This window comes from Streptomyces saintjeani, assembly GCF_055409605.1.
Map to the genome: position 1 here is coordinate 788243 of NZ_CP189624.1, position 25782 is coordinate 814024.

18 protein-coding genes are annotated in these 25782 nt (G+C 71.9%); 12 read left to right on the plus strand and 6 right to left on the minus strand.

Features of this window, described 5'->3' with window-relative positions; translation table 11 throughout:
- The first annotated feature begins 92 nt into the window (after positions 1-92).
- From ACQCO7_RS03605 to ACQCO7_RS03620, 4 genes are read left to right on the plus strand one after another with little or no spacing between them, the layout of a single operon-like run.
- On the plus strand, positions 93-1676 hold the full coding sequence (locus ACQCO7_RS03605; RefSeq protein ID WP_464077136.1) for an IucA/IucC family protein: 1584 nt from the start codon (positions 93-95) through the stop codon (positions 1674-1676).
- A complete protein-coding gene (locus ACQCO7_RS03610; protein WP_464070413.1) occupies positions 1673-2839 on the plus strand; it encodes an MFS transporter in 1167 nt (388 codons plus the stop codon). The genes ACQCO7_RS03605 and ACQCO7_RS03610 overlap by 4 nt, the downstream gene beginning before the upstream one ends.
- On the plus strand, positions 2839-4536 hold the full coding sequence (locus ACQCO7_RS03615) for an IucA/IucC family protein (protein ID WP_464070414.1): 1698 nt from the start codon (positions 2839-2841) through the stop codon (positions 4534-4536). The genes ACQCO7_RS03610 and ACQCO7_RS03615 overlap by 1 nt, the downstream gene beginning before the upstream one ends.
- A 5-nt stretch (positions 4537-4541) precedes the next feature.
- Entirely contained in the window at positions 4542-5699 is a 1158-nt protein-coding gene (locus ACQCO7_RS03620) for a type III PLP-dependent enzyme (RefSeq protein ID WP_464077137.1), read from the plus strand.
- Between the two features lie 127 nt (positions 5700-5826).
- Here the strand turns inward: ACQCO7_RS03620 and ACQCO7_RS03625 are convergent, their stop codons facing one another.
- Complete coding sequence (locus ACQCO7_RS03625) at positions 5827-6132, minus strand: hypothetical protein (RefSeq protein ID WP_464070415.1); 306 nt, start codon at positions 6130-6132, stop codon at positions 5827-5829.
- A gap of 166 nt (positions 6133-6298) precedes the next feature.
- Between ACQCO7_RS03625 and ACQCO7_RS03630 the strand changes: the two genes are divergently transcribed.
- The gene (locus tag ACQCO7_RS03630; protein ID WP_464070416.1) at positions 6299-6667 is read left to right on the plus strand and encodes a nuclear transport factor 2 family protein; all 369 of its coding nucleotides are present in this window, start codon (positions 6299-6301) and stop codon (positions 6665-6667) included.
- A gap of 272 nt (positions 6668-6939) precedes the next feature.
- On the opposite strand, the gene ACQCO7_RS03635 is transcribed toward ACQCO7_RS03630, so the two are convergent.
- On the minus strand, positions 6940-8874 hold the full coding sequence (locus tag ACQCO7_RS03635) for a ricin-type beta-trefoil lectin domain protein (RefSeq protein WP_464070417.1): 1935 nt from the start codon (positions 8872-8874) through the stop codon (positions 6940-6942).
- Positions 8875-9081: 207 nt separating this feature from the next.
- Between ACQCO7_RS03635 and ACQCO7_RS03640 the strand changes: the two genes are divergently transcribed.
- Positions 9082-10293, plus strand: a complete 1212-nt coding sequence (locus ACQCO7_RS03640) for a glycosyltransferase (protein ID WP_464077138.1) — start codon at positions 9082-9084, stop codon at positions 10291-10293.
- An 88-nt stretch (positions 10294-10381) separates the two neighbouring features.
- On the opposite strand, the gene ACQCO7_RS03645 is transcribed toward ACQCO7_RS03640, so the two are convergent.
- Complete coding sequence (locus ACQCO7_RS03645; protein WP_464070418.1) at positions 10382-11059, minus strand: TetR/AcrR family transcriptional regulator; 678 nt, start codon at positions 11057-11059, stop codon at positions 10382-10384.
- Between the two features lie 168 nt (positions 11060-11227).
- On the opposite strand from ACQCO7_RS03645, the gene ACQCO7_RS03650 reads away from it, so the two are divergent.
- Entirely contained in the window at positions 11228-12472 is a 1245-nt protein-coding gene (locus tag ACQCO7_RS03650) for a YncE family protein (RefSeq protein WP_464070419.1), read from the plus strand.
- Positions 12473-12553: 81 nt separating this feature from the next.
- On the opposite strand, the gene ACQCO7_RS03655 is transcribed toward ACQCO7_RS03650, so the two are convergent.
- Positions 12554-14413, minus strand: coding sequence for a glycoside hydrolase family 5 protein (locus ACQCO7_RS03655; protein ID WP_464070420.1), 1860 nt, complete (start codon positions 14411-14413; stop codon positions 12554-12556).
- Positions 14414-14606: 193 nt separating this feature from the next.
- On the opposite strand from ACQCO7_RS03655, the gene ACQCO7_RS03660 reads away from it, so the two are divergent.
- On the plus strand, positions 14607-15665 hold the full coding sequence (locus tag ACQCO7_RS03660) for an alpha/beta hydrolase (RefSeq protein ID WP_464070421.1): 1059 nt from the start codon (positions 14607-14609) through the stop codon (positions 15663-15665).
- A gap of 24 nt (positions 15666-15689) precedes the next feature.
- Here the strand turns inward: ACQCO7_RS03660 and ACQCO7_RS03665 are convergent, their stop codons facing one another.
- Entirely contained in the window at positions 15690-18113 is a 2424-nt protein-coding gene (locus tag ACQCO7_RS03665) for a SpoIIE family protein phosphatase (protein ID WP_464070422.1), read from the minus strand.
- Positions 18114-18330: 217 nt separating this feature from the next.
- Between ACQCO7_RS03665 and lanKC the strand changes: the two genes are divergently transcribed.
- Genes lanKC through ACQCO7_RS03685 form a run of 4 tightly spaced genes read left to right on the plus strand, consistent with a single transcriptional unit; the run spans position 18331 to position 24880 of the window.
- Complete coding sequence (lanKC, locus tag ACQCO7_RS03670; protein WP_464070423.1) at positions 18331-20943, plus strand: class III lanthionine synthetase LanKC; 2613 nt, start codon at positions 18331-18333, stop codon at positions 20941-20943.
- A gap of 52 nt (positions 20944-20995) precedes the next feature.
- Complete coding sequence (locus ACQCO7_RS03675) at positions 20996-21106, plus strand: SapB/AmfS family lanthipeptide (protein ID WP_010354517.1); 111 nt, start codon at positions 20996-20998, stop codon at positions 21104-21106.
- Positions 21107-21164: 58 nt separating this feature from the next.
- Complete coding sequence (locus tag ACQCO7_RS03680; protein WP_464070424.1) at positions 21165-22994, plus strand: ATP-binding cassette domain-containing protein; 1830 nt, start codon at positions 21165-21167, stop codon at positions 22992-22994.
- Entirely contained in the window at positions 22991-24880 is a 1890-nt protein-coding gene (locus ACQCO7_RS03685; RefSeq protein WP_464070425.1) for an ATP-binding cassette domain-containing protein, read from the plus strand. Before ACQCO7_RS03680 ends, ACQCO7_RS03685 begins: the two co-directional genes overlap by 4 nt.
- On the opposite strand, the gene ACQCO7_RS03690 is transcribed toward ACQCO7_RS03685, so the two are convergent.
- Positions 24875-25483: a response regulator transcription factor gene (locus ACQCO7_RS03690; protein ID WP_010354522.1), complete on the minus strand. Its 609-nt coding sequence runs from the start codon at positions 25481-25483 to the stop codon at positions 24875-24877. The genes ACQCO7_RS03685 and ACQCO7_RS03690 overlap by 6 nt on opposite strands.
- Between the last annotated feature and the right edge of the window lie 299 nt (positions 25484-25782).

Below are 25782 nucleotides of genomic sequence, written 5' to 3' on the forward strand. Positions count from 1 at the left end.
CGACACGGAAACCGGCTGCGGGCGCGCGGTCGGCACGGAAACCCACCGCGAGTGCCGCCTCGGCACAAGAAGCGACCGCGAGCCCGGAGTTGATGCTGCGGGTCCTGTCCGCGCTGCTCCGTGAGGACGTCGTGGGGCTGCGTACCCTCGGCACCCCGGAGGAGCACCCCGACGGTCTCTGGATCCGCCGCGCCGGTCTCCTCCTGCCTGTCGAGACCGACGGCTTCCAGAGCGACCACGCCGCCCGGCTCCCCCTGCTCGTGCGGGACGGCGCCCACCTGACCTCCTACGACACCGTCCTCGCCGCCCTGCGCGACCTCGCCGAACCCGAGGACCGGGCCGGGTTCGACGCGTTCGCGGAGGAGTACCGGCAGACGGCGGAGACGGTCCGGCTGCACGAGGAGACACGGGCCCCGGTGCTGGCCTCGCTCGCCGAGCGGTACGGCGCCGATCCCGCCGACTGGCCCACGCTCGCCCTCGACACGCTCGCCGCCCGCCTCGACCACCCGGTGTACCCGACGGCGCGGGGACGCGCGGGCCTCTCCCCCGAGCAACTCCGGCTGTACGCCCCCGAGTTCCACCCCCGCTTCACCCTGAGGTGGGTCGCGGTCCCTCGCGGGACGGTCACCCTCAGCGGCACGCTCCCCGGGGTCTGGCCGACGCTCGCCGCACTGGGGCTACCGGAATTGACGGACACTCATATCGCGTTTCCGGTCCACCCGTTGACCGTGGACGCCATCCCGCCGGAAACCGGCGCGGTCCTCTCCGACATCCCGTACCTGGACGTCGTCCCCACCCTCTCCATGCGTACCGTCGCCGTTCTCGACGATCCCTCCCTCCACCTCAAACTCCCGCTGGCCACCTCGACGTTGGGCCTGCGCAACAAGCGCTCGATCAAGCCGGGCACGCTGGTGGACGGCGCCGCGGGGCAGCGGCTCGTGGAGTCGGTACTGGAGCGTGAACCCCGGTTCCGGGACAGCGTGTTGCACGCCGACGAGACGACGTACGCGCACGCCGGGCACGAGTTGCTGGCGGTGCTGTGCCGTCGGCAGCCGAGCGAGACGGCCGTACCGCTCGCCGCGCTGCTGGCGGAGGCGCCGGGCGGGCGGCTGGTGGTCGACCATCTCGCGGAGCGGTACTTCGGGGGTGACCGGCTCGCCTTCTTCGACGCGCTGTCGGCCTTGCTGTTCGACTGGCACACCACCCTCTTCGGGTACGGCGTCGCCCTGGAGTCGCACCAGCAGAACGTGTCGGTGGTGCTCGAACCGGGGCGGATGAAGCTGCTGTTCAAGGACAACGACGGGCCGCGCATCAACACCGGGCGGTTCTTCGAGGTTCCGGCCTTCGACGACCCTCGTACCTTCACCACGGACGACGGACCGATCGCCGACGTCTTCACGACCATCACCCTCCATCTCTGCGCGGGTGCCTACGCGTTCGGGCTCGACGACCCCGATCTGCTCGACCTGGTCCGCGAGCGGCTCACCGAGGCCGTCGAGCGGCTGGGCGGGGACGCGGGGGCCGTGCTGCGCAAGCGGGTCCTGGAGGCTCCCCGGCTGCCGGTGAAGGCGATGGTGTCCGCCGGGACGCTGCTCACCAAGGAGCGGTCCGGGGCGGCCGACGTGAACAAGCACTACACCGACGGGCCCAACTACCTCTTGGGGAACGGCTCATGAGCGCCGGGTTCGGGCGGGCGCAGGTGTACGCGGTGGCGGGGTGCTACTTCGTCGCGTCGTTCGCCGCGCTGGGGCTGCCGCCGTATCTCACCGAGATCCTCCCGGAGTTGGGGGACGAGAAGGCCCGCTGGGCCGGGGTGCTGTATGTCGTGCCGACGGTGTTCGGTGCGCTGGGGGCGCCCTTGTGGGGGCGGCTCGCCGACCGGTTCGGGCGTAAACGGCTGTTGCTGCGCGCCCAGTTGGGGCTCACGCTGTCGTTCCTGCTCGCGGGGTGGGCGGACTCGCTGCTCACGTTCACGCTGGCGCTCGTCCTCCAGGGCATCCTGGGCGGGACGTTCGCCGCGTCCAACGGCTATCTGGGCGCGGCGCTTGAGGGGCCCGCGCTGTCGCGGGCGCTCACGCTGATGCAGGGCAGTGCGCGGGCGGCGCTGGTCGTGGCGCCGATCGTGGTCGGTTCGCTGTCGGGGTGGCTGTCGCCGCACCGGCAGTACGCGCTGCTGGCCGTGCTGCCGCTGACGGCCGCCGTGCTCCTTGCGCTGCTGCCGGAGCCCGAGCCGGGTCGGCAGGCCGTGCGCCGGGCCGAGTCGGCGGTCGAGCACACGCCGGTCGTGTCCCTGCGGGTGCTGTACACGCTGGAGTGCGCGTTCGTGTTCTCCACCGTCATCTCCTTCCCCTATCTGATCTCCCTGGTCGACGAGCGGGTGCCGGGGACGTCGTCGGCGCTGTCCGGTGTGCTGTTCGCGCTGCCCCATCTCTGTTATCTGGTCGCGGCGTTGCCGGTGCACTCGGCGTTCCGGGACCGGCCGCTCGGCGGGCTCGCGCTGGGGTTCGTGCTGATCGCGCTGGGGCTGGCCGGGCACGGGGTGGCGGGGTCGCTGACCACGTTGGTCCTGGTGCGGCTCGTGCTCGGCGCGGGACTCACCCTCGGACTCGTCTGTCTCTCCGTCCTCGCCGCCGACTGCGCCCACGGCCGGGCGCCCGGCGGAATGTTCGGGTCGCTGGAGTTCTTCTCCAAGGCCGGCGCGGTCGCCGCCGGTGTCGCCGCCGCCGTGGGCAGTGCCCGGTACGGTCCGGCGGCCCCCGTCCTCACCGGTGGGGCCGCCGCGGCCACCGCCGCGCTCGCGGTCCTCTTCCTCGCACCACGTACTCGCTGGAGCCGTTGATGCACTCCCTCACAGCCTCCACCCCCGTCGAACTCCCCACAGCCGACCGGGCCGTGGCCCACACCCTCCTCAACTGCCTGCTGCGCGAGGTGTCCGGACCCGAGCACCAGAGCGTCGTCGACGACGGTCACCTGCTGCTGCGCCTGCCTCGCCGGGGCGTTCTCCTGCGCGTCGCCCTGCGCCGGACCTCCCTTCTCGGCGCCCACCGGTTCGCCGGGCCCGTCACCGAGCAGCGGGGCGACGGCTGGGCGGAGATCGGCTGGCGGCGGCTCGCTCGACTCGCCCACGACGAGCTGTCGCTCAGGACCGGCGTGCGGAACGAGGAGTTTCTCGCGCAGGTCGTGTCCAGTCACGACGCGATCGAGTCGGCACTGACAGGCGTACGCGGCAAGGGGATCGACGATCCCTACCTCGCCTCCGAGCAGTCGCTGTTCTTCGGGCACCGGTTCCATCCCACTCCCAAGGCGCGGACCGGGGACGCTCGTGACTGGGCCGCGTTCGCGCCGGAGGCCGGTGCCGTGTTCCCGCTCCGCTACCTCGCCGTGCGGCCGGAGTCGATCGCCGGGGACAGCGCGCAGGCGTGGGCCGACGAGGCGTTGGACGGGCTGCGGGAGGTGCCCGAGGGGTACCGGCTGCTGCCGGTGCACCCTTGGCAGTACGAGTATCTGCGGGAACACCCCCTGCTGCTGGCCGCGTCGGAGCGCGGTGACGTGGTCGACCTCGGTACCGGGGGCCGGGAGTTCGCGGCGACGGCGTCCGTGCGGACCCTGTACGACGGGGAGACGTTCCTCAAGTTCAGCCTGAACGTGCGGATCACCAACTGCCTGCGCAAGAACAGCAGTTACGAGCTGACCGGGGCCGTCGAGCTGACCCGGATGCTCGCGCCCGCGCTCGCCGACCTCTCGGAGCGGTTCCCGGGGGCCGCCGTGCTGCGTGAACCCGCCTACCGTTCCCTCGCGTTGCCCGGTCCCGACGGGACGCCCGACCGCGATCTCCTTGAGGGCTTCGGGGTGATCGTCCGCGAGGGGCTGCCCCGGCGGCTGGCTCCCGGGACCACCGCGCTCCTCGCGGCGGCCGTCGCCGACGAGTTCCCCACGAGCGGCGCGCAGATCTCGCGGCTCCTGCCCGACGGGGCGCCCGCCACGGCCCTCGCCTGGTGGTCGGCGTACCTGGAGCTGCTGCTCCCGCCCGTCCTCGCCGCGTACTTCGACCACGGGCTCGTCCTGGAGCCCCACCTCCAGAACGTCCTCGTCTGCGTCGACGCGACCGGGATGCCCGCGCAGGTCCTCTTCCGCGATCTGGAGGGCACGAAGCTGCTCCCCGAGCACCACTCCGACACCCTCGCCGCGCTCCCGTCGGACGTCGCGGAGCCCATGACGTACGACGCGCTGCGCGGCTGGGACCGGGTCGTGTACTGCCTGTTCGTCAACCACGTCGCCGAGCTGCTCGCCGCCCTCGCCGATCTCCATCCGTCCCTGGAGGGCGAGTTGTGGGCGCGGGTGCGGGGCGCGATCGAGGGGTACGCCGCGCGGCACGGCTGTCCGCCGGGGCTCGCCGCGCTCCTTGCCGGGGTGCCGTTGCCCGCGAAGGCGAATCTCCTCACGCGGTGGGAGCGGAAGGCCGACCGGGAGGCGGGGTACGTGCGGTTGGCCTCGCCCCTGGCGGAGTCGATCCTCGCGGGGAGTGTGGGCCGGTGAACCGGGTGCATGAGTACGCGCTGGGCCTTTCTGCCGGTGAACTCCCTTCGTACGTGTACGACTTGGCCGCGTTGCGCGAGCATGCCGCCGCCGTCCGGGATGCGTTGCCCTCTCGGGTCGAGGTGTACTACGCCGCCAAGGCCAATCCCGAGGCGGAGATCCTGGCCGCGCTGGGGGCGTACGTCGACGGGTACGAGGTGTCGTCCGGGGGTGAACTCGCCCATGTGGCGCGGGCGGTGCCCGGTCGGCCGTTGGCGTTCGGCGGGCCCGGGAAGACGCCGGACGAGGTGCGGGCCGCGTTGGACGCCGGGGTCGAGCGGTTCCATGTCGAGAGTGAGTACGAGCTGGCGATGCTGGCCGCGTTGGCGGGCGGGCGGCGGGTTTCGGTGCTGCCTCGGGTCAACCTGGCTGTGCCGGACGGGGCGTTGGCGGGGAGTCAGCTCGCGATGGGCGGGCGGCCCACGCCGTTCGGCATGGACCCCTCGCAGGCATCGGGTGTCGCGCGGGGGCTCGCCTCAGGGGCGTACGGGAATCTCGAACTCGTCGGCGTGCACGCGCACTTGGCCAGTGGGCTCGACGCCGAGGCTCAGGTCGCCGTCGCCGGGGCCGTCGTGGAGTGGGCCACCGGGATCGGGGTTCCGCTGGCCGAGGTCAACGTGGGTGGGGGGATGGCCGTCGACTACGGGGATCCCGGGAGTCGGTTCGACTGGGTGGCGTACGGGAAGGGGCTGGGCGAAATCGCCGACGCTCACCCGGAGTTGACGTTGCGGATCGAGCCGGGGCGGGCGCTCACCGCGTACTGCGGGTGGTACGTCACCGAGGTGCTGGACGTGAAGCGCAGCCACGGGGAGGAGTTCGCGGTCGTGCGTGGGGGGACCCATCATCTGCGGACGCCTGCGACGAAGGGGCATGATCAGCCGTGCGTGGTGTTGCCGGTGGAGGAGTGGGCGCATCCGTGGCCTCGTGCTGCTGCTTCCGGTGAACTGGTCACGCTGGCCGGGCAGTTGTGTACGCCGAAGGATCTGCTGGCGCGGGGTGTTCCGGCGGGTGGGGTGCGGGCCGGGGATCGGGTGGCGTTCTCGATGGCCGGGGCGTACGCGTGGAACATCTCCCACCACGAGTTCCTGATGCATCCGCGGCCGGGGTTCCACTTCCTGCGCTGAAACTCTCTGCGCTGGACTCTCTGCGCTGAACTCCCTGCGCTGAACTCTCTGCGCCGGGCCTTCCGCGTCGGGCATGGCGCGAGGGCCGCCCGGAGAGACCTCCGGGCGGCCCTCGTCCTGTGGCCGCTCAGCCCTCGATGGCCGGGAGCAGACCCGTCACCGGGGCGGCGAGGTCGGTGAGCTGGTGCAGCTGGCCCAGCTCGTTCGGGATGCCGCCCAGCTTCTTCACCTCGCTGACCTGGCTGGACACGCGCGGCATCTCGTCCCGGTGTTCGGCGGGGATGTCACTCATGGCGAGGTCGTCGAGCGTGGCGATCGGGTTGAGCTTGCCGTCGTCCGGAACAACGTCCGCGGCGTTCGCCATCGGGGCGGCGAAGCCGGCGACACCGGCGGCGAGAGCGGCGGCGGCAAGCATGCGTCGAGTCGAGATCATGCCCTTCCCAACGCGCCGGGCACCCGGCCGGTAACGGGTGGTGACCGGCGCTCACCCGACAGGCTGAGCGGTTGCCGGGAGCCGCGGTCCGGAGGACGCTCGTAAGAGTGGGGGCCCTACGGCCCGTCCCCGTCTCGGCCCGTGGCCCTCCCAGGAGGTCAGCACCATGGGCACCACCTTCGACACCGACACCCTGCGCCGGGGCATCGAGGAGTCGACCGGCTCCGAGACGCTGCTGTCGCTGTACGCGGACGACGCGGAGATCCACGTGATCGACCACAACACGCAACCCAGCCACCCCCTCGTCCTGCACGGCCGCACCGAGATCGCCGCGATGCTCAACGACGTCTACAGCCGCGACATGACCCACAAACTCGAACACTGCGTCGTCCAGGGCGACGAACTCGCCTACACGGAATCCTGCCGCTACGCCGACGGCACCCGCGTCCTCGCGGAGTCGGCGGTGTCCCTCCGGGACGGCAAGATCGTCCGCCAGACGATGATCCAGGCATGGGACGAGGAACCCACCGGCTGAGCCTCGACACTCCGGTTGCCGGACGGCGGGTGCGGCGCGAGTGCGGCTGCGTTGTGGCTGATCGCGCCCACGCGGCGGAGCCGCACGTCGATACAGGCCCGCGCCCCTTCAGGTACGTTGCCGAACCGGCGTGCCCAGTGCCGGGTTCCCTCAGGTCGAAGGCATGCCCCGCGCCCGTCGCATCCGCCCTGGATCATGCCTCGTTGATCACTCCCGTCCCCGGTGGAGTGGGGGCGCCTTCTGTTCAGCGGCAGAGGCGTCCCCCGACTCACCTAGTTACGCGTCCACTTCTGGTTCGACTGCCCGTTGCAGGTCCACAGGACCAGCTGTGTGCCGTTGGCCGTGCCCGCTGCGTTCGCGTCGAGGCACAGGCCCGCGTTGACGTTCGTGATCGTGCCGTCCGCGTTCATGTTCCATTTCTGGTTGTTCTGGCCGTTGCAGTCCCAGATGACGGTCTTCGTGCCGTTGGTGGTGCCGAGGTTGTATGCGTCCAGGCACTTGGTGCCGTACAGGACGAGTTCCTTGCGGGAGGTGTACGTCCAGGTCTGGTTCTGGCCGGCGTTGCAGTCCCAGAGTTGGGCTTGGGTGCCGTTGGTGATCGTGTTGTCGTTGATGTCGAGGCAGCGGGCGGACTGGGTGCCGATGATCTCCGTGCCGTTCGTTCCCGGCAGGGGGCGGACCGTGATGTCGGCCAGTGTCGGTGCGCCGGTGAAGGTCAGGGTGTTGGTGGAGCCCTTCGCCAGGGACACCTGGAGGCTGATCGTGCCCTGGGACGCTCCCGTCGGCGGGAAGGAAACCGCCGTCGTGTGCTGGCCGTTGACGCTGAGCGTCGCCGTGCGGGCGGACGACGTGTTGTTGACGTACGCGACGTCGACGACCTTCACGCCCCCGGACCCGGCGGCGACGCCGGAGAAGGACGACGTACCGGTGTAGACGCTGGACGCGGCCTCGGTGCCGCCGGTGACGGTGAGCATGACGGAGCCGCCCGCCGGGACGTTCGCGGTGTAACTGCCGCTGTGACTCCCGATGTCGGAGCGCGTCCACAGATCACGCACCGTCGCCGACGCGTCCGTGAGGCCCAGGTCGGACCAGCGGACGGTGATGTTCGCGGCGGCGGACGTGCGGTTGAGGAGGACGGTGGCGCGGTTGCCGGTGCCGGCGAGGACCTTGCCGTACGCCTGGAGGCCGGTCGTGTCCTCGGAGACCTTGACGCCCTGGAGGCCGCGCGGGTCCTGGTCGACGGCGATGACCTCGGGGTTCTTCAGGATCGCGGCCGTCTCGGACGTCATCGTCGCGAGGTTGTTGCCCGCGAGGAGGGGCGCGCCGGAGATCGCCCAGAGGTTCATGTGCGTGCGGTTCTGGGCCGCGGTGAAGCCGTCCATGCCGGTCATCAGCATGTCGGGGTCGTTGTAGTAGCCGGTGTGCTGCGCGGTGGGGTGCAGGTTCCGGTCGAAGTTGGTGAGCAGGTTCGTCATGGACGGCTTGTTGCCGTAGAGGATGATGTCGTCGTTGGTGCGCCACATCGCGCCCTGCCCGGGCGCCCAGTTCCAGGGGTTCTGGCGGCCCCAGTTGCACAGCGACAGCGTCATCGGGCGGCCGGTCGTCGCGGTCGCGCGGGTGATCGCGTCGCTGATCGACTGATACGTCGTCGCCGGGTCGAGGCCCTCCGCGTCGCCGCCGCACCAGTCGACCTTCACGAAGTCGAAGCCCCACTTGGAGAACTGGAGCATGTCCTGGTCGTAGTGGCCCTCGCTGCCGGAGCCGGGCGCGGCGGGGCGGCCGGTCGGGTAGTAGTACCCGCAGCCGTCCTTCCCGGCGTCGGTGTAGATCCCGGCCTTGAGACCCTTGCTGTGGATGTAGTCGGCGATCGCGGCCATGCCGCCGGGCCACTCGGACTGGTCGACGGTGATGTTCCCGGCGGCGTCCCGGGTGCCCTGCCACCAGCCCTCGTCGATGTTGACGTGCGTGTACCCGGCCTCCGGCAGCCCGGCCGCCACGAACGCGTCGGTCTGCTGCTTGATGACGCCGGAGTCGATCTTCGCGGCGAAGCTGTTCCAGGAGGCCCAGCCCATCGGCGCGCTCGGTACGGCGACCTGGCGCGAGGTCGCGGCCTGGGCGGGGACCGGCTGGACGAACAGGAGAGCCGCCACCGCGGACAGGGCGAGGGCGGCGACGGATCTGCACCGGCGCAGGAGAGGGGGGTACATGCGGCTCCGTAAAGGTCGGGGGGAAGCGGCAGCCCGTCCGGGATCTCGAACGGAGATCGACGAACCGAACGTGCCGCGCGCCGAAAATAGAACCGGCGAGTAGCGAAGTCAACGGCTGGGACAGGAGTGAACTGGCTCTTTTCCCAGGGTCGTTCACCCCGTACCGGGGTTCGCGCCGCCATACTGTCGCTCGTGCGAGTCGCGATCATGACGGCGGGTTCCCGGGGTGACGTGGCCCCCTTCACCGGGGTCGGTCATGCCCTGGCGGGCGCCGGACACGAGGTCACCCTGGTCACCCACGCCCGCTTCGAACCCCTCGTCGCCGGGTCCGGCGTCGCCTTCCACGCGCTGCCGGTCGACCCCCGCGCCGAGCTGGAGTCCGCGCGCGGCCGTGGCCTGCACCGCAGCGGCAGCGGCCTCGGGAAGCTGGCCCGCGTGGTGGGGCTGGCCCGGTCACTGGTCGGCGAGATGGCGTACGACGTCGTCGCGGCGGCCCGCAAGAGCGACGCGCTGCTGCTGTCGGCGTCGCTGTCCCCGCTGGGCCATGTCGTCGCCGAGGCGCTGGACCTCCCCGCGCTGGATCTCCCGCTCCAACCCATCACCGCGACACGGGAGTTCGCGCCGCCGATGCTCGGCGCGGGCTCCTACGGCTCGCTGCTCAACCTCCTCGCGGGCCACGTCGTCGACCGCTCCGTCGACCACGTCTTCGCCCCGGCGCTCCCTTCCGTCCGCGCGGAGTTGGGCGTACGACGCCCCCCGCGCCGCCTGCGCCGGCCCCACCGCCCGATGCTGCACGGCTTCAGCCCCTCGGTCGTCCCCCGCCCCACGGACTGGCGCCCCGGCCTGGAGGTCACGGGCTACTGGTGGCCGTACGACACGACAACCCGACTCCCGGCCCGCCTGAGGGACTTCCTGGACGCCGGTCCACCACCGGTCTTCGTCGGCCTGGGCAGCGCGACGGTCCCCGACCCGGCGGCACTGAGCACGCGGATCGTCCACGCGCTCCGCATGGCCGGACTCCGAGGCGTGATCCAACGCGGCTGGGCGGACCTGGCGGCGGAGGCGGACGACATCCTGACGATCGAGGACGTACCGCACGCGCTGCTGTTTCCCCGGATGGCGGCGGTGGTCCACCACTGCGGAGCGGGAACGACGGCGGCCGGTATCCGCGCGGGGGTGCCGTCGGTGCCGGTCCCCATCCAGTTCGACGAGGGGTTCTGGGCGAGACGGTTGGTCGCGCTGGGGGTGGCGCCGGAGGCGGTACCGCTGCGCAGGCTGACAACGGAACGGCTGGCGGAGGCGCTGCGGCGGGTGACGGGTGAGCCGGAATTCGGGGAGCGAGCAAGGGAGTTGGGGGAACGGGTGCGAGGGGAGGACGGGGTGGCGAGGGTGGTGGATGCGGTGGGGGCATTCAGGTGAAGTGTCAAAACGGACGAAATCGACGTTTTTAGGGGCGCGGGGAACTGCGCGATCAGCCACGACGAGACCCGCACTCGACCACCCCCCTTTACCCCCCTCCCTCCCACCCCCGAACCGGCCACTCCCCCACCGGCCGCAAGATCCCCAGCAACTGCCTCACCAGCTCATCCACCACCTCATCGAGCCCCGCCTCCACCCACCCCGCACTCCAGTCATGCAGCAACCCGTTCACGCTCCCGATGAACGCCGTAGCCGCCAGCCGGTAGTCCCGCTCGACCGCCTCCCCACGAAGCGCCGCAGAAGACGCCTCCGCCACGATCAGGTCGATCCACCGCGCCCGCCGAGCCAAGCGCTGGGACTCCAGCCGAGGACTGACCCCCACGATCTCCACGAACGTGATGCGAATCCGACGGGGATCGGTCGTGACGTTGCGGGCGTACGCCCGGAAGATCTCGGTCACGCGCTCCACCAGCGGCAGATCGTCCACCGCCGCGAACGTATCGAGCACCGCCTCCTCGGCCCAGTCGTTCACCTGAAGATGCAGCGCCGCCAGCACATCCTCCAGCGCCCGGAACTCCTCGTAGAACTGGCGAGTGGACAAGCCCGCAGCCTCACTGAGCGCGGCGACCGTCGTGCTCCGGTACCCGGGCGACCCCCCGAACAGCTCCAGCGCAGCCGCGAGGAACCGCCGACGCCGCTCCGCCTGCCGTTCTTCCGCGCTTCTGCCACCGTACCGACCGGTCGGCCCTTTGAGCCTGCCCGTCAATGACCCTCCTCGTTCGTTCCCGCGGCCAATTTTGTCGTGTCCGGAGTCTTGTGGCGAAGGCCACCCCCTCCTTACTTTCCAGTAAGTCAGATCTGGAACCGCACGTCTTCAGATCTGGCGAGCCGCGTCACCTCATGTCACCGCCCTCGGATGGAGGCAACACCCCCCATGCCTGCTGTCAGATCCAGGCACCTGTACACGCTCGCCGCCGCTCTCACCCTGACTCTCGCCGTACCCGCCGCCTCCGCGCACGCCGCCCCGGACGCGGCGGCGCTGCGGGAGGTGATGTTCGTCGGGAACAACTGGGACGGCACCGCCGACGTCATCAAGTCGACCGGCGACTACGCGAAGATCGGCCGTATCAACGTCATCCCGGACAAGGACCAGCGGATGGCGGAGATCCAGGCCAACCCGATCAAGTGGATCTACTTCACGGCGATCCGCAACGGCGTCGGCGAGGGACACGACCAGTTCGTGGACGACATGTACACCACGCCGGACGGTTCGTCGGTGGTCGTCTCCCGCCCGAGCTTCGCCGACGTCGTGTCCATTGACCTGGCCACCGGGGCCATCAACTGGCGCTTCCCGGTGTCGGGTTACCGCTCCGACCACATGGCGGTCTCCCCCGACGGCACCCGCGTCGCGGTCTCCGCCTCGATCTCGAACACCGTGCACGTGCTGGACATCAACACGGGCCGTGAACTGGGCAAGTTCGCCACCGGCGACAAACCCCACGAGAACATTTTCACCAAGGACGGCAAGTACATCTACAACATGGCGATCGGGGACGTGAACACGAACCTCGACGCGCCCTGGCTGGACTGGACGAAGGGCGACCGGCGCATCACGGTCGTCGACGCGACCACGTACCAGCAGGTCAAGGTCATCGACATGCGCCAGAAGCTGGACGCGATAGGCCTGACCGACTACTCGGACGCGGTCCGCCCGGCGGTGTTCTCGCCGGACGAGTCGAAGCTGTACTTCCAGGTGTCGTTCTTCAACGGCTTCTTCGAGTACGACGTCGCCACCGACCGCATCACCCGCACGAAGACCCTCCCGAAGAACCCGGCGACCAGCGACGACCGCACGACGTTCGTCAACGACTCGCGCCATCACGGGATTTCGATGAGCCCGGACGGCAGCAAGCTGTGCGTCGCGGGGACGATGGACGACTACGCGACCGTCGTGAACCGCACGACGCTCCAGGAAGGCCCGCTGGTCACCGCCTCCAAGCCCTACTGGGCGACGGTCAGCGGCGACGGCAAGGCGTGCGTCATCTCGGAGAGCGGCGCGGACCAGGTCACCGCGATCGACTTCGCGACCGGCCAGAAGGTGACGTCGGTGCCGGTGGGCGACCACCCGCAGCGCGTACGGCTGGGGCATGTCGCGGCCACGTGGACGAGCCCGTCCTGACCGGTCGCTTCGGAGAACAGCCGCTCAACAACGCTGCCCCTCGGGTGAGTTCCCGAGGGGCAGCGCCCGTTTTCCCCGCGATCAGCTGAACTTCTGCGCGACCCAGCCCGCCAGTTCCGTACGAGCCGCCGCCAGCGCCGAACTCGACGGCGCGGAAGCCCCGTTGGTGACCAGCGCGTAGTGCAGGGTCCCCGAGTCGGAGGTGCTCAGCAGCAGTCGCCGGCTCCCGGTGCCACCCGGCTCGGCAGCGGCGCCGATCTTCGTGGACGCCGAGTAGGCGCCAGGACCGTACACCGTCCCGAGGTCGGAGACGACGGTGGTCGTGGCCGTCGGGAACGTCGCCGGAAGGTGCAACTCGGTAGGCGCGGAGCCCCCGTTGGAGCGCCACACGAGCACGCTGTACTGCCCGGAACCGACGAGCGAGGACACGTTCGGCAGCGAACTCGGCACCGGGTTCCAGGTCAGGACGGTCGAGCCGTCACGTGAGCGGTCCTCGTAGGTGAACGCCAGTGTCGTACCGGCCGTGGCGCTCGGGTAGACCCGGTCGAGGAGCCGTCCGTCCTGGCGCAGCACCGGTGTTCCGGAGTCGTCGAGGCGTACGGCGGAGAGGTCCTCGTCGTTCCAGGCGTCGCCGGTGGTGAGGAGCTTGTCGGGGTTGCCGTTCATGTACTCGTGGTGGCGTCCGTTGTAGATGTCCCACTGCCACTGCGAGCCGGACAGGACGGGTCCCGAACTCGCGGGCGTGGACCACCAGTTGGCGCCCTTCACGCGGGAGTCGAGGGCCTGGTACATGGCCTTGAGGACGGTCGGGGCCTTGCCGGCGGTGGCGCCGTTCAGGGGGTGGCCGAACTCGCTGACGATGGCCGTCGTGCCCGTCGCCGTGGCGCGGTCGCGGACGGTGCCGAAGTCGGTGACGTACTGGCCGTCGGAGGCGTTGCCCCACATGAGGATGCCGGAGATGGCCTTCTGGTCGTAGAAGTGGGTGTTGAAGACGTAGCGGGAGCCGAGGGTGCCGGCGTCGAGGAGGCCGCCCTCCTCCTTGCTGACGTTGCCGTTCCAGAAGAGGTTGGGTTCGATCATCGCGGGCTTGTCCTGCCAGCCCGCCGCGTCCATGCGGGCGCGGAACTTCACGTAGAACGGCCAGAGCAGGTTCTGCTCCCAGCTCCGGCTCTTCTGGCCGGAGTCGTAGGTGCCCGCGTAGGGCTCGTTGTAGGGGTCGAAGCCGATGATCCCGGCGAACTGGTCCGACGTCAGGTTCTGCTTGAGGTGGGCCATGACGTTCTGAGCCGTCGTCAGGAAGCTGTCCTGGATGCCGTGGTTGTTGTGCCAGAAGTCGTACTGGCCCGCCTTCACCGCGTTGTTCTGGGTGATGTTCTGGCCCCACATGATGCAGATGCCGCACGACTCCTGCGGGTAACCCCCCAGGTCCACGGCCCACTTGGGGGCGCCGTCGCCGCTGTACCAGCTGCCGGAGTTGAAGAGGTACCGGGAGTACAGGTCCTGGTGGAAGTCGGGGTAGACCCGGATCCCGGCGTCCAGGAAGGCGCCGATCTGGGCGGTCGCCGCCGAGATGTACGCGGCGTCGAGCCCGCCTCGTACGGGTTCGGCGTAGGCCCAGGAGAGGAGGAAGCGGACGGAGTTTCCGCCGCCGAGGGCGCGCAGCGCGGCGGCGGACTTCTTGGCGTCGGCGACCGAGGCGAAGGGCAGGCCCTTGTTCTCGTCGAGCTTGGTCTCGCCGGAGACGTTGTAGCCGCGCAGCACGACCTCGCGGCCGGCGGCGTCGACGAAGCGGCCGTTCGCGACGGTGAGGGCGGTGCCGTCGAACGACAGGGAGTCGGGGACAGAGGCGGCGGCACCGGCCTGTGGGACCAGCGTCGCCAGGAATCCGCAGAGGACAACCAGAACAGCGAGCAGACGCACCCGGATATTCGGCATGTCCATTACAGTCGGTTGATTTCCGGACAGCGTCAATACTTCTGACTCATGAGTAAGTTTCTGCTCTTGTATCCCACCAGCGGTTGGCGTTCCGGTCCGGAAGATCCTTGACTGTTCCATGGCCAACAGGAACGGCCCATGTCTCGTCTGTTCGGTACAGAAGTAGCAAAAGTTGTCCGGTAAGGATCAGGAGGTGGTCATGTCGCTGACAGGTACGGCGTTCTTCGTCGTTCTCGTGGCGGTGACCGCGCTGGCGGTGGTGGCGACCATCGCTTTGTGGGCGAGGGTTCGGGGACCGCGTGTGGTGCGGTGGGCGGTACAGGCGGTGCTGATCGGCGTGTGCCAGCTGACCGCGATCTCCGTGGTGGCCGTGTGGATCAACAACAGTTACGGCTTGTACGCCTCGTGGGACGACCTGATGGGCACCGACAACACGACCGCCATGACCATGCCGGGGCCGCCGGTCGACCGGGCCAAGTTCAGCAGGGGCACGCAGGGCGGGGTCCTCGACACCTACTTCCGGGGGAAGAAGTCGCTGCTCTCCGGGCAGGTGCTGGTGTGGACGCCGCCGCAGTACGACGAGGCCGCGTACCGCACGAAGCACTTCCCCGTGCTGATGCTGCTGCACGGGGTGCCGGGGTCGCCGCAGTCCTGGCTGGAGCACGGCGGGATGCCGGGCGACTTCGCGGACCTGCTGGCGCAGCGCGCCGTACACCCCTTCATCCTGGTGATGCCGGTCGTGAACCCCGGCAGCGTCGACACGGACTGTAGTGACCTGCCGGGCCACAAGGTCGCGACCTGGCTCTCCGCCGATGTGCCCGACCTGATCCGGACGAAGTTCCGGACGATCGGCGGGCCCAGCGGATGGGGGGTCGCCGGGTACTCCACGGGCGGGTTCTGCGCGGTGAAGCTGCCCCTCCAGTTCCCCAAGGTGTTCGGCGCGGGCGCGGCCCTCGACCCCGATCCGCTGACCGGCGACACGTCGGTGCTGACCGACCCCGCCGTACGCCGCCGCAACGCCCCCACCCACATGGTCAAGGGGACCACGGCACGGGTGAGCCTCTTCCTCGCGACGTCCCGCCAGGACCGGCTGAGCCCGGCGTCCTCGATCGAGCAGTTCGTGGCGGCTGCGGCGGGGACGCCGGTGGAGATCCGTACGCAGCTGCTGAGCAGCGGCGGGCACAACTACAACACCTGGAAGGCGGAGTACCCGGAGGCGTTCACCCTGCTGAGCCAGTGGCTGCGGGCGCCACGCTGACAGCGAGAGCTGCGGCCGGCGTGACTAGACGTCCAGCCGCAGCTCGCACCACACCTGCTTCCCCCCGCTGACCGGCACCGTCCCCCAAGCCTCCGACACCGCCTCCACCAGCAGGATCCCGCGCCCCCCGGTCGCCTCCCACCCCAGCCCCGTCGGCTTCACCGGCGTCCGGGGCGAGGTGTCGGTGACCGCGAGGCGCAGCCGGCGGCCCAGCAGGGTCAGGTCCAGCCGCACCTGCCCCTCCGTGTGGACCAGCGCGTTCGTGACCAGCTCGGACACGGCCAGCAGCGCCCCGTCCATCGCCTCCTCCTCGATGCCCCATGCCTTCAGCGTGCGCCGGGTGAAGCGGCGGGCGTGCCGGGACGCCTCGGGGACCCGCCAGACCGTCCACCCCTCGCGCAGGGGCCGCGTCTCCATGCCGTCGTAGCGCAGGAGCAGCAGCGCGATGTCGTCCCCCCGGTGCGCCTGCGCGAGGAGCCCGTCGGCGACGAGGTCCAGGTGGGCGGGGTCGGCGGCGCTGAGCCCCGTACAGAGCCGTTCGAAGCCGTCGTCCATGGAGGAGCTGGCGGACTCGACCAGGCCGTCCGTGGTGAGCGCCACCACCGTCCCGGCCCGCAGCCGCAGCGGCACCAGCGGGAACTCCGCCTGGGCGACGACCCCGAGCGGCGGCCCCCCGTCCTCGTCGGCGACCTCCGTGGAGCCGTCCGGGTGACGCAGGACCGGCGGGGGGTGGCCGGCGCGGACGCACCAGGCCGTGCCGGACTCCATGTCGACGTCGACGTACACGCAGGTGACGAAGAGGTCCGTCTCCAGTTCGAGGAGGAGGCGGTTGGAGTGGGCGACGACGACGTCCGGCGGGTGGCCCTCGGTGGAGTAGGCCCGCAGGGCCGTGCGCATCTGGCCCATGAGGGTCGCGGCGGCGGTGCTGTGGCCCTGGACGTCGCCGATGACGAGGGCCACGTGGTTGTCGGGGAGCGGGATCACGTCGTACCAGTCGCCGCCGACCTCCAGGCCGGCCGTCGCGGGCAGGTAGCGGGCGACGGCGACGCCGCCGGGGAGGCGGGGCAGGCTGCGGGGCAGGAGCTGGCGTTGCAGCATGCCGACGAGTTCGTGCTCGGCGTCGAAGGCGTGGGCGCGGGTGAGTGCCTGTCCGGCGAGCCCGGCGGAGGCGGTGAGGAGGGCGCGCTCGTCGGGGCCGAAGTCGTGCGGGGCGTTCCAGCCGACGAGGCAGGCGCCGACCGTACGGCCCCCGGCGGCCAGCGGCAGCACGGCGAGGCCGCCGGGCCCGAGTTCCCCGAGCGCCGGTTCGAGGGCTGTGCCGGCGCTCCAGATCCGTACCCGTCCCTCGCGCAGCACGGCGGCCAGCGTCGGCAGGGACCGCATCGGCGCGTCGGGCCACTCGCCGCGCCACTCCAGGCGCCACAGCTCGGGCCAGGACTCGGGGTAGGGCGGGTCGAGGACGGTGACGACGAGCCGCTCGCCCTCCAGCTCGGCGAGGGCGATGCGGTCGGCGCGCAGGGGGCCGCGCAGGGCGGAGACGACGGCGTGGCTGACGTCGCGGACGGTCCCGGCGGTGGAGAGGGCGGCGGCGAGCCGCTGGACGCGGGCGACGTCGGTGACCTCGGGGCGGACGGCGGCGGCGTCGGCGACCGTGCCGACGAGCCGTACCGGGCGGCCCGCCTCGGCCTGGGCGAGCCGTCCGCTCAGCCGCAGCCAGCGGGGCGTGCCGCTGGGGCCGATGACCCGGAACTCCAGCTCACGGTCCCCGAGGGACATGTGGTCGGCCTCGACGACCGACATCAGGGCCGGGAGGTCCTCGGGGACGGCGAGGCCGAGGAGGGTCTCCACGCGGCCGTCGAACCGCTCGCGGGCGAGGCCGAACAGCTCCAGGAGGCGGTCACCGACCTCGACGCGTCCGGTGTCCATGGCGAGCGCGAAGCCGTCGCCGCCGACCTCGTCGGGCGGGCCGGTACGGGACTCGGGCCAGACGAGGGCGTCGGCGACGAGGTCCAGGCACTCGCGGTCGTCGGCGTCGAAGGCCCGCTCCCCGACCGCGACCAGGCAGCCGCCGCTCGCCGGCAGGGCGGTCAGGTGGACCTCTCCGGCGGCCATCCGGCGGGATTCCGCGCAGTCGGCGAGATCGGCGGGGCCGAGCCGTACGGGGCGTCCGGTGCGGACGGCGAGAGCGACCGGGGAGTTCCCGTCGGGCGGGTAGGTCTCGCGCAGGCCGAAGAGGGTGCGCGGGACGCCCGCGGAGTCGACGAGGCACAGCAGGCCGTCGGCGCCGGGCGCGTACCCGGCGGCGCAGGAGGCGCCCGCGAAGACGAGCGCCTGCTCCAGCGTCCGCCTCACCCGTTCGGGCGAGTGCTGATCCGCTCCGACGGTCTTGAGGGCCACTTCGGCACGCGGCGCCCGCCCTCCCTGCCGCGCACCACCCTCAGTCACCACGTCCGTATTACAGCGCTTGCGCCGCGTTCCCGCAGCCCCTGGGAGCGGTCCGGGGTGCCCGGAGGGGCGGAAGGGCGCACTCCGGCGGACGACGGGGATCGAAACATCCCGAACATGTCTTTACCCGTGCGTTCCGCATGTCCATCTCATGACAGCCGTGACTGTCGGCGGCCCCCGCGCCCTGGAAATCTCAGTGCCGGCCCACGGAGGGGGACGCATGGACAAGCGGTACGAGGTCTACGCGCTGGCGGACGCGCACTTCTACGAGACGCCGGACCGGCTGGGCGCCGGCCGGGACGAGTCCGCGGGGTGGTTCGCGACGGCGCGCAGGCCGGTGCCGGACGGCTGGGAGCCGGCGCGCGCCGGGGACTGGCTGACCCTGACCCCGTCGCACGCCGAGGGCCCCGAGCAGGGCTGGAAGATCCACGCCTCGGCCACCCGCGAGAACGCCGACCGGATCGCGGCGATCGTGTGGGACTACTGCGTGCCGCGCCGCATCCCGTTCAAGTTCGTGCCGGGCCCGCACCTGCTGCACCTGCGCAACACCAAGTACGCGGGCCGCGACGGCAGCGGCAAGTTCGTCACCGTCTACCCGGCGGACGAGGACCAGCTCCACGAGGTGCTGCGCGAGCTGGGAGCGCTCCTGGAGGGCTTCGAGGGACCGTACATCCTGACCGACCTGCGCTGGTACGACGGCCCGCTGTACGTCCGCTACGGCGCGTTCGCGCGGCGGTTCGTGGTCGACGAGCGGGGCTCGCTGGTGCCGGCGGTGCGGGACGGTGCGGGGACGCTGGTCCCGGACCGCCGCCAGCCCTCGTTCCAGGTGCCGGAGTGGGTGACGCTGCCGGCGTTCCTCGCCCCGCATCTCGCGGCGCGAGGCGCGACGACGGTCGGCGAGCTGCCGTACACGATCGAGAAGGCGCTGCACTTCTCCAACGGCGGCGGCGTCTACCAGGGCGTCGACACACGGACCGGGGAGAAGGTCGTCCTCAAGGAGGGGCGTCCGCACGCGGGGCTCGCGTCCGACGGGGCCGACGCGATCACCCGGCTGGAGCGGGAGATGGAGGCGCTGAAGGCCGTCGCCGGTACGGGGGTCGTGCCCGAGGTGCGGGACTGGTTCGAGCTGGGCGGGCACCGGTTCCTCGTCATGGACTTCCTGGAGGGCAAGCCCCTCAACTCGTTCTTCGCCGAGCGGCATCCGCTGCTGGTGCCCGACCCGGACCCGGCGGCCGTCGCCGCGTACACCGAGTGGGCCGTACGCGTCCACGGCAAGGTGGAGCGGGCGGTGGCCGCCGTGCACGCGCGCGGGATCGCCTTCAACGACCTGCACGTCTTCAACATCATGGTCGCGCCCGACGAGTCGGTGAGCCTGCTCGACTTCGAGGCGGCGGCGCCGCTGAGCGAGAACGGCCGGCAGGTCGTCGCACACCCCGGGTTCTTCGCGCCGCCGGAGCGCAGAGGCGTCGACGTCGACCTGTACGCCCTCGCCTGTCTGCGGCTCGCCCTGTTCCTGCCGGTGACGACGCTGTTCGTGGTCGACCGGGGCAAGGCGGCACACCTCGCCGAGGTGATCGGGGAGCAGTTCCCCGACGTGCCGCGCGAGTTCCTGGACGAGGCGGTCGCGGAGATCGTCCGCGAGCCCTCGTACGGCGCGCCGGCCCCGGCAGGGGACGGGGTCGGCGCGCGCGCAACCTGGCCGGCTCCCGCCGACTGGCCGCACAGCCGGGACTCCATGGTCGAGGCGGTCCTCGCGTCGGCGACACCGGACCGCGACGACCGGCTCTTCCCCGGCGACGTCGCCCAGTTCTCGGACGGCGGCGGCCTCGGGGTCGCGCACGGCGCGGCGGGGGTCCTGTACGCGCTGCGCGCCGCCGGCGCCGACCGCTACGAGGAGGGCGAGCGCTGGCTCCTCGACCACACGGCCCCGCCGCCCCCGGGCACGCCGCTGGGTCTGTACGACGGGCTCGCGGGCGTCGCGTACGTCCTCGCGCTCCTCGGACACCGCGAGCGCGCCCTCGACCTCGTCTCCGGCATCCTGCGCGAGCGCTGGCAGAAGCTGTCGTCCGACCTGCAAGGGGGCCTCGCGGGCCTTGGCCTCGTGCTGGGCGGGCTCGCGGACCTCACGGGCGAGTCGTCGCTGGACGCGTACGCCGCTGACGCCGCCGGCATCCTCGTGGAGCGCCTCGCGGAGCCGCGTCCCGCCAAGCCCCGGCCCCGTGCGGGGTTGATGCGCGGCGCGACCGGGCCCGCGCTCCTGCTGCTGCGGCAGTACGAACGCACCGGCGACAAGGGGCTGCTGGAGGCCGCCGGGACCGCGTTGCGGCGGGACCTCGAAGGGTGCGTCGTCCAGCAGGGCGGGTCGCTCGAAGTCGACGAGGGGTGGCGGACGATGCCGTACCTCGGGGACGGCAGCGCGGGGATCGGGCTGGTCCTGGACGACTACCTCGCCCACGCCCCCGACGACGGCTTCGAGCAGGCCCGCACCGGCATCCTCACGGCCGCCACCTGCCGCTTCTACGCCCAGCCCGGACTTCTTCAGGGGCGCGCCGGGATGATCCTGCACCTGGCGCGTACGACGATGCCGGGCGCCGCGGGGTCCCGGCTCACCGCGCAGATCGACGCGCTGGACTGGCTGGCGATGCCGTATCGGGGCCGACTCGCCTTCCCCGGCCACCAGATGATGCGCCTGTCCATGGACCTCGCCACCGGAACGGCCGGCTGTCTGCTGGCGCTCGCCTCGGCACTCGCCGAGGAACGCGGCGCCGCGCACCTGCCGTTCCTCCCGCCGCCGACCCGGCGGCCCCAGAGCACGGCTCCGACGGAGTCGTGAACCACCCCCGTCCCCACGGGAATTGACGGGACAACCCGAAAAGGAGCACACCATGGCACTGCTCGACCTTCAGACGCTGGAGTCCGAGGAGTACACCGGGGGCCAGAGCACCCTCAGCCTCCTGTCCTGCATCAGCGCCGCGAGCGTCCTGCTCTGTCTCTGATCAGGGAGACGACGCCGCTCTGTCGTCGCTAGCACGCAGCTCTGGGGGCCGGTCCCTGATGGGGTCGGCCCCCAGGGTCGTGCGCTCGGGAAAGCTCGGGAAGCTCGGGAAGGGGGAGCCGGTGAGTGACGACCCTGTGGGGGTCCGGACACGGGGGCTGCTCAGGGACGCCGTGCGGCACAGCGGGGTCCGGTGTGCCGGGCTGGCTCTGGCGAGTGTGGGGGCCACGGGGGCCGGGCTGGTGCTGCCCGCCGTGCTGGGGCGGGCGCTCGATCTGCTGCTGCGGGGGGAGGGGGCCGGGGTCTGGGTGGGGTGGTGTGCGGTGCTCGTGGTGGTGGGGGTGGTGCTGGACGGGTTCGTGAGTGTGCTGGCGGGGACCGTCGACGCCCGTACGGCCGCCTTCCTGCGGCGGGGGGTCGTGCGGCAGGTGCTCGCGCTGGGGCCCCGGGGGCGGTTCGAGGCGGGGGATCTGGTGGCCCGGGTCGTGGGGAGCGGGGCTCAGGCGGGGGCGTCGCCCGCTGCCCGGGCCGCGCTGGCCGCGTCCGTGGCCGGGCCGGTGGGGGGTGTGGTGGCGCTGGGGGTGCTCGATCCCTGGCTCGCCGTCGTCTTTCTCGCCGGAGCACCGGTGCTGGCCCTGCTGCTGCGGGTGCTCGCCCGCGACACGTCCGAGTGCGTGGTGCGGTACCAGAACGTTCAGGGGCGGATCGCCGCCGCGCTCTCCGAGGCGGTCGAGGGGGCCCGTACGATCCAGGCGGCCGGCTCCGCCGAGCGTGACGCCGCGCGCGTCCTGCGGCCCCTGCCCGAGCTCTCCGACGCCGGGCGGCGGATGTGGCACGTGCAGGGGCGTGCCGCCGCGCAGGCCGTCGCCGTCGCGCCGTTGCTGCAACTCGGCGTGGTCGCTGTCGCCGGGTTCCTGCTCGCCCGGCACCGGCTGTCGGCCGGGGATGTCCTCGCCGCGTCCCGGTACGCCGTCCTCGCGACCGGAGTGGGCGTGCTCACGGGGCAGTTGGCGGGGCTCGTCCGCGCGCGGGCCGGGGCTCGGCGGCTCGCGGAGGTGCAGGTGCGGGAGGCGCCCGCCTTCGGGGAACGCCGGTTGCCCGACGGGCCCGGGCGGTTGGAGCTGCGGGGGGTGCGTGCCGTGCGGGGTGACCGGGTCGTCCTCGACGGGGTCGATCTGACCGTGCCCGGGGGGACGACCCTCGCGGTCGTGGGGCGCAGCGGTTCGGGGAAGTCGCTGCTGGCGGCCGTCGCGGCGCGCCTGACGGACCCCGCCGAGGGGGAGGTGCTCCTCGACGGGGTTCCCCTCCACGCCCTCACCCACGACGAGTTGCGCGCGGCTGTGGCCTGCGCCTTCGAACGCCCTGTGCTGCTGGGTACGACCATCGCGGACACGATCGCCCTGGGCCTGCGGGGGTCCACCGACGTCGAGCGGGCGGCCCGCAAGGCCCAGGCCCACGACTTCATCACGCGCCTGCCCCAGGGCTACGCCACGCCCTGCGTCGACGCGCCCCGCTCCGGCGGCGAGTCCCAACGCCTCGGCCTGGCGCGGGCGTTCGCTCGTCCCGCCCGTCTCCTGGTCCTCGACGACGCGCTGTCCAGCCTCGACACGATCACGGAACACCGGATCACGGAGTCCTTGTTCTCCTCGGCCGACTCGACGACTCGGGTCGTGGTGGCGCATCGGGCTGCGACGGCCGCTCGGGCGGACGCGGTTGCCTGGGTGGAGGAGGGGCGGGTTCGGGCGGTGGGAGGGCATGGGGAGCTGTGGGGGGTGGCGGAGTACCGGGGGCTGTTCGGGGAGGCGGGGTGTGCGGGGGTGGTCGGTGAGCGTGGAGGCGTGAGGGTGGGGGGCGTCGCGGAGGCTGGGGACGGGAAGGGGTCGCGGTGAGTCGTGCAGCGCGCTCCCTGCCTCGGACCGGCGCCGGTACAGACACCGAACACGCCGCTCCCACACCACCACCCGCACCTCCCTCCGGCCCCGCCCCCCTCCTCCCCCGCGCCCTCCGCTACCTCCTCTCCCACCGAACCGTCCTCCTCCGTCTCACCCTCTGGTCCCTCCTCGAAGCCGGGCAGACCTTCCTGCTCGGGTACGCGTTGGCCAAGGCCCTGGACGAGGGGTTTCTCGCCGGGCGGGTCGGGGTGGGGATGGGGTGGCTCGGGGTCGCCGGGGCCGGGGTGGCCGTGGGCGCCGTGGGGACCGGCCGGGTGTACGGGTGCGTCGCGGATCTCGTGGAGCCTCTGCGGGACCGGCTGGTCACGGGGGTGGTCCGGCGAGGCGTGCGGGACGCCGATCGGGGTGCCCTGTCCGGGCTGACCCAGCAGGTCGAGATCGCGCGGGACACCTTCGCCGGGCTCGTCATGGTCTCCCGCTCCTTCGTGTTCACGTCCGTCGGCGCCCTCGTCGGCCTGTTCTCCCTCGCCCCGGTTCTGCTGGTCGTCGTCCTGCCGCCCCTCGCCGCGGGTGTCGCCCTCTTCGCCCTCACCCTCCGCCCCCTGGCCCGGCGCCAGGAGGCGTACCTCCGTGCGGACGAGGCCCTGGCCGCGCATCTCGGCACGGTCTGTCCAGGGCTGAGGGACATCACCGCGGCGGGTGCGGAGCGGGACGTCGAGGAGAGCACCGCGCGTCTCATCGACGCGGAGTTCCGGGCGTCCCGCGCGCTGGCCCGCTGGAGCGTCACGCGGGTCATCGCGTTGGCGGTCGGGGGTGAACTCCCCGTCGTCCTGCTCCTGTTGACCACCCCTTGGCTGCTGGCCCGCGACGTCACCCCCGGCGCCCTGCTCGGCGCGTTCGCGTACGTCACCCAGTCCCTGCTCCCCGCCCTGAACGCCCTGGTCCACGGCCTCGGCACGAGCGGCTCACGCCTGACGGTCGTCCTGCGCCGCCTCACGGCGAACACGCCGCCTCCGCCGAGCCCCGCCCTGCCACTCCCCTCTCCCGCCCCGACCCCCATCGACACCCCTCACCGAACCCCACCCCGACCGCCCGGCCCCGCCACCCGCAAAGACCTGCCCCACGCAACGCCCGGCCCCACCCAACGCCAAGCCTCACCCCGCCCAACGCCCGCCCCCACCCTGACCCTCACCAACCTCACCTTCGCCTACGGCCCCGCCTCCACCCCCGTCCTCGACCGCCTCTCCCTCACCCTCCCCCCCGGCGCCCACCTCACCGTCGTAGGCCCCAGCGGCATCGGCAAATCCACCCTCACCGCCCTGATCGCGGCGACCCTCACCCCGACCGGGGGCGGCATAGAGATCGGCGGCAGAGCGGCCCCCGACGCGACAGCGCACCGCGTCCTCATCCCCCAGGAGGCGTACGTGTTCACCGGCACCCTCGCCGAGAACCTCACGCACCTGTGCCCGGACCCCGTACCGGAGGACGAGCTGTGGGCCGGCGCCGAGGCCGTGGGGATGGCCGGCCTGATGCGTACCCTGGGTGGCCCGCACGCGCCCGTGGACCCCGCCGCGCTCTCCACCGGCGAGCGCCAGCTCATCGCCCTGACCCGCGCCTACCTCTCCCCCGCCCCCCTCGCCCTCCTGGACGAGGCGACCTCGCACCTGGACCCGGCGGCCGAGGAGAGAGCCGAGCGCGCGTTCGCCGCGCGCCCCGGCACGCTGATCGTCGTCGCGCACCGCATCGCCTCGGCCCGCCGGGCGGACCGCGTCCTGGTCATGGACGGCGCGAACACCGCGTACGGCACGCACGGGGAACTCCTGGAGAGCTCACCCCTGTACCGCGACCTCGTGGGCCGCTGGGCAGCAGCACCCTCCTCATAACCACCCCTGCCCCTGCGAGATCCGGATCGCGTCGATCCGGTTGCGCGCCCCCGTCTTGCGGGTGATCGCCGCCATGTAGTTCCGCACGGTCCCGTGCGACAGATGCAGCCGCCCCGCGATCTCCGCCATGGACACCCCCTCCGCGGCGAGCGTCAGCACGCTCAGCTCCCGCCGGGTCAGCGGCATCTCGGCCGCCTTGAGGAATCCGAACCCGAGGGAGTCGTTGATGAAACGTTCCCCCTGAGCGACGGTCCGGATCCCGTCGAGTAACTGCTCGGGCGGCCCCGCCTTGTCGACGTAGCCGAGCGCCCCCGCTTCGAGGGCACGTTTCAGCAGGCCCGGGCGGTTCGCGCTGGCGAGGACCAGCAGGCGGGGGGCGATGCGGTCGCCGCCGGGGTCGCAGAGTTCGCCCAGCGGGGGGATGCCGTAGCTGTCCGCGCAGTCGAGGTCGGCCACGCACACGAGGGGCCCTACGCCGCGTATTCGTGCGGACGCGCCGCGCCACGGCGTGTCGTGCACCCGCAGGTCGCCCTCCCGGGCCAGCCATCTCGCCAGCACCGTCCGCACCAGTCCCTCGTCGTGCACCAGAAGTACCCGGATCACTTACGTCCCTTCTGCTCGCCCGCCCACCGGCTCGTAGTTTGATGCGTGCCCCATTCTTGGCGCCCGCCTCCGTTTCGGAGCGCGAAGAACCGGCCAGGGCGATGCGCGGGGGCGCACTTGAGGCGCCCGGACGCCGTCCCGCGCTTCGATTCGGGTGCCTATGAACGGTTCGAGCGGGTACGGAAACCCGTTTCGGACGCCGCTCCCACCTCCCCTCGCCGTGCGCTCCGCGCCGTATCGGGAGAGATTTGTTCCCGACCGCACCGCCGGGCGAGGAGGTGGTCGTGGTGGAGGTGCCG

Bases quoted from the DNA above. Each gene is read 5' to 3' on its own strand.
- ACQCO7_RS03605 (WP_464077136.1), top strand. From the start codon at position 93: ATGCTGCGGGTCCTGTCCGCGCTGCTCCGTGAGGACGTCGTGGGGCTG.
- ACQCO7_RS03610 (WP_464070413.1), top strand. From the start codon at position 1,673: ATGAGCGCCGGGTTCGGGCGGGCGCAGGTGTACGCGGTGGCGGGGTGC.
- ACQCO7_RS03615 (WP_464070414.1), top strand. From the start codon at position 2,839: ATGCACTCCCTCACAGCCTCCACCCCCGTCGAACTCCCCACAGCCGAC.
- ACQCO7_RS03625 (WP_464070415.1), bottom strand. From the start codon at position 6,132: ATGATCTCGACTCGACGCATGCTTGCCGCCGCCGCTCTCGCCGCCGGT.
- ACQCO7_RS03630 (WP_464070416.1), top strand. From the start codon at position 6,299: ATGGGCACCACCTTCGACACCGACACCCTGCGCCGGGGCATCGAGGAG.
- ACQCO7_RS03635 (WP_464070417.1), bottom strand. From the start codon at position 8,874: ATGTACCCCCCTCTCCTGCGCCGGTGCAGATCCGTCGCCGCCCTCGCC.
- ACQCO7_RS03640 (WP_464077138.1), top strand. From the start codon at position 9,082: ATGACGGCGGGTTCCCGGGGTGACGTGGCCCCCTTCACCGGGGTCGGT.
- ACQCO7_RS03650 (WP_464070419.1), top strand. From the start codon at position 11,228: ATGCCTGCTGTCAGATCCAGGCACCTGTACACGCTCGCCGCCGCTCTC.
- ACQCO7_RS03655 (WP_464070420.1), bottom strand. From the start codon at position 14,413: ATGGACATGCCGAATATCCGGGTGCGTCTGCTCGCTGTTCTGGTTGTC.
- ACQCO7_RS03660 (WP_464070421.1), top strand. From the start codon at position 14,607: ATGTCGCTGACAGGTACGGCGTTCTTCGTCGTTCTCGTGGCGGTGACC.
- lanKC (WP_464070423.1), top strand. From the start codon at position 18,331: ATGGACAAGCGGTACGAGGTCTACGCGCTGGCGGACGCGCACTTCTAC.
- ACQCO7_RS03675 (WP_010354517.1), top strand. From the start codon at position 20,996: ATGGCACTGCTCGACCTTCAGACGCTGGAGTCCGAGGAGTACACCGGG.
- ACQCO7_RS03680 (WP_464070424.1), top strand. From the start codon at position 21,165: ATGGGGTCGGCCCCCAGGGTCGTGCGCTCGGGAAAGCTCGGGAAGCTC.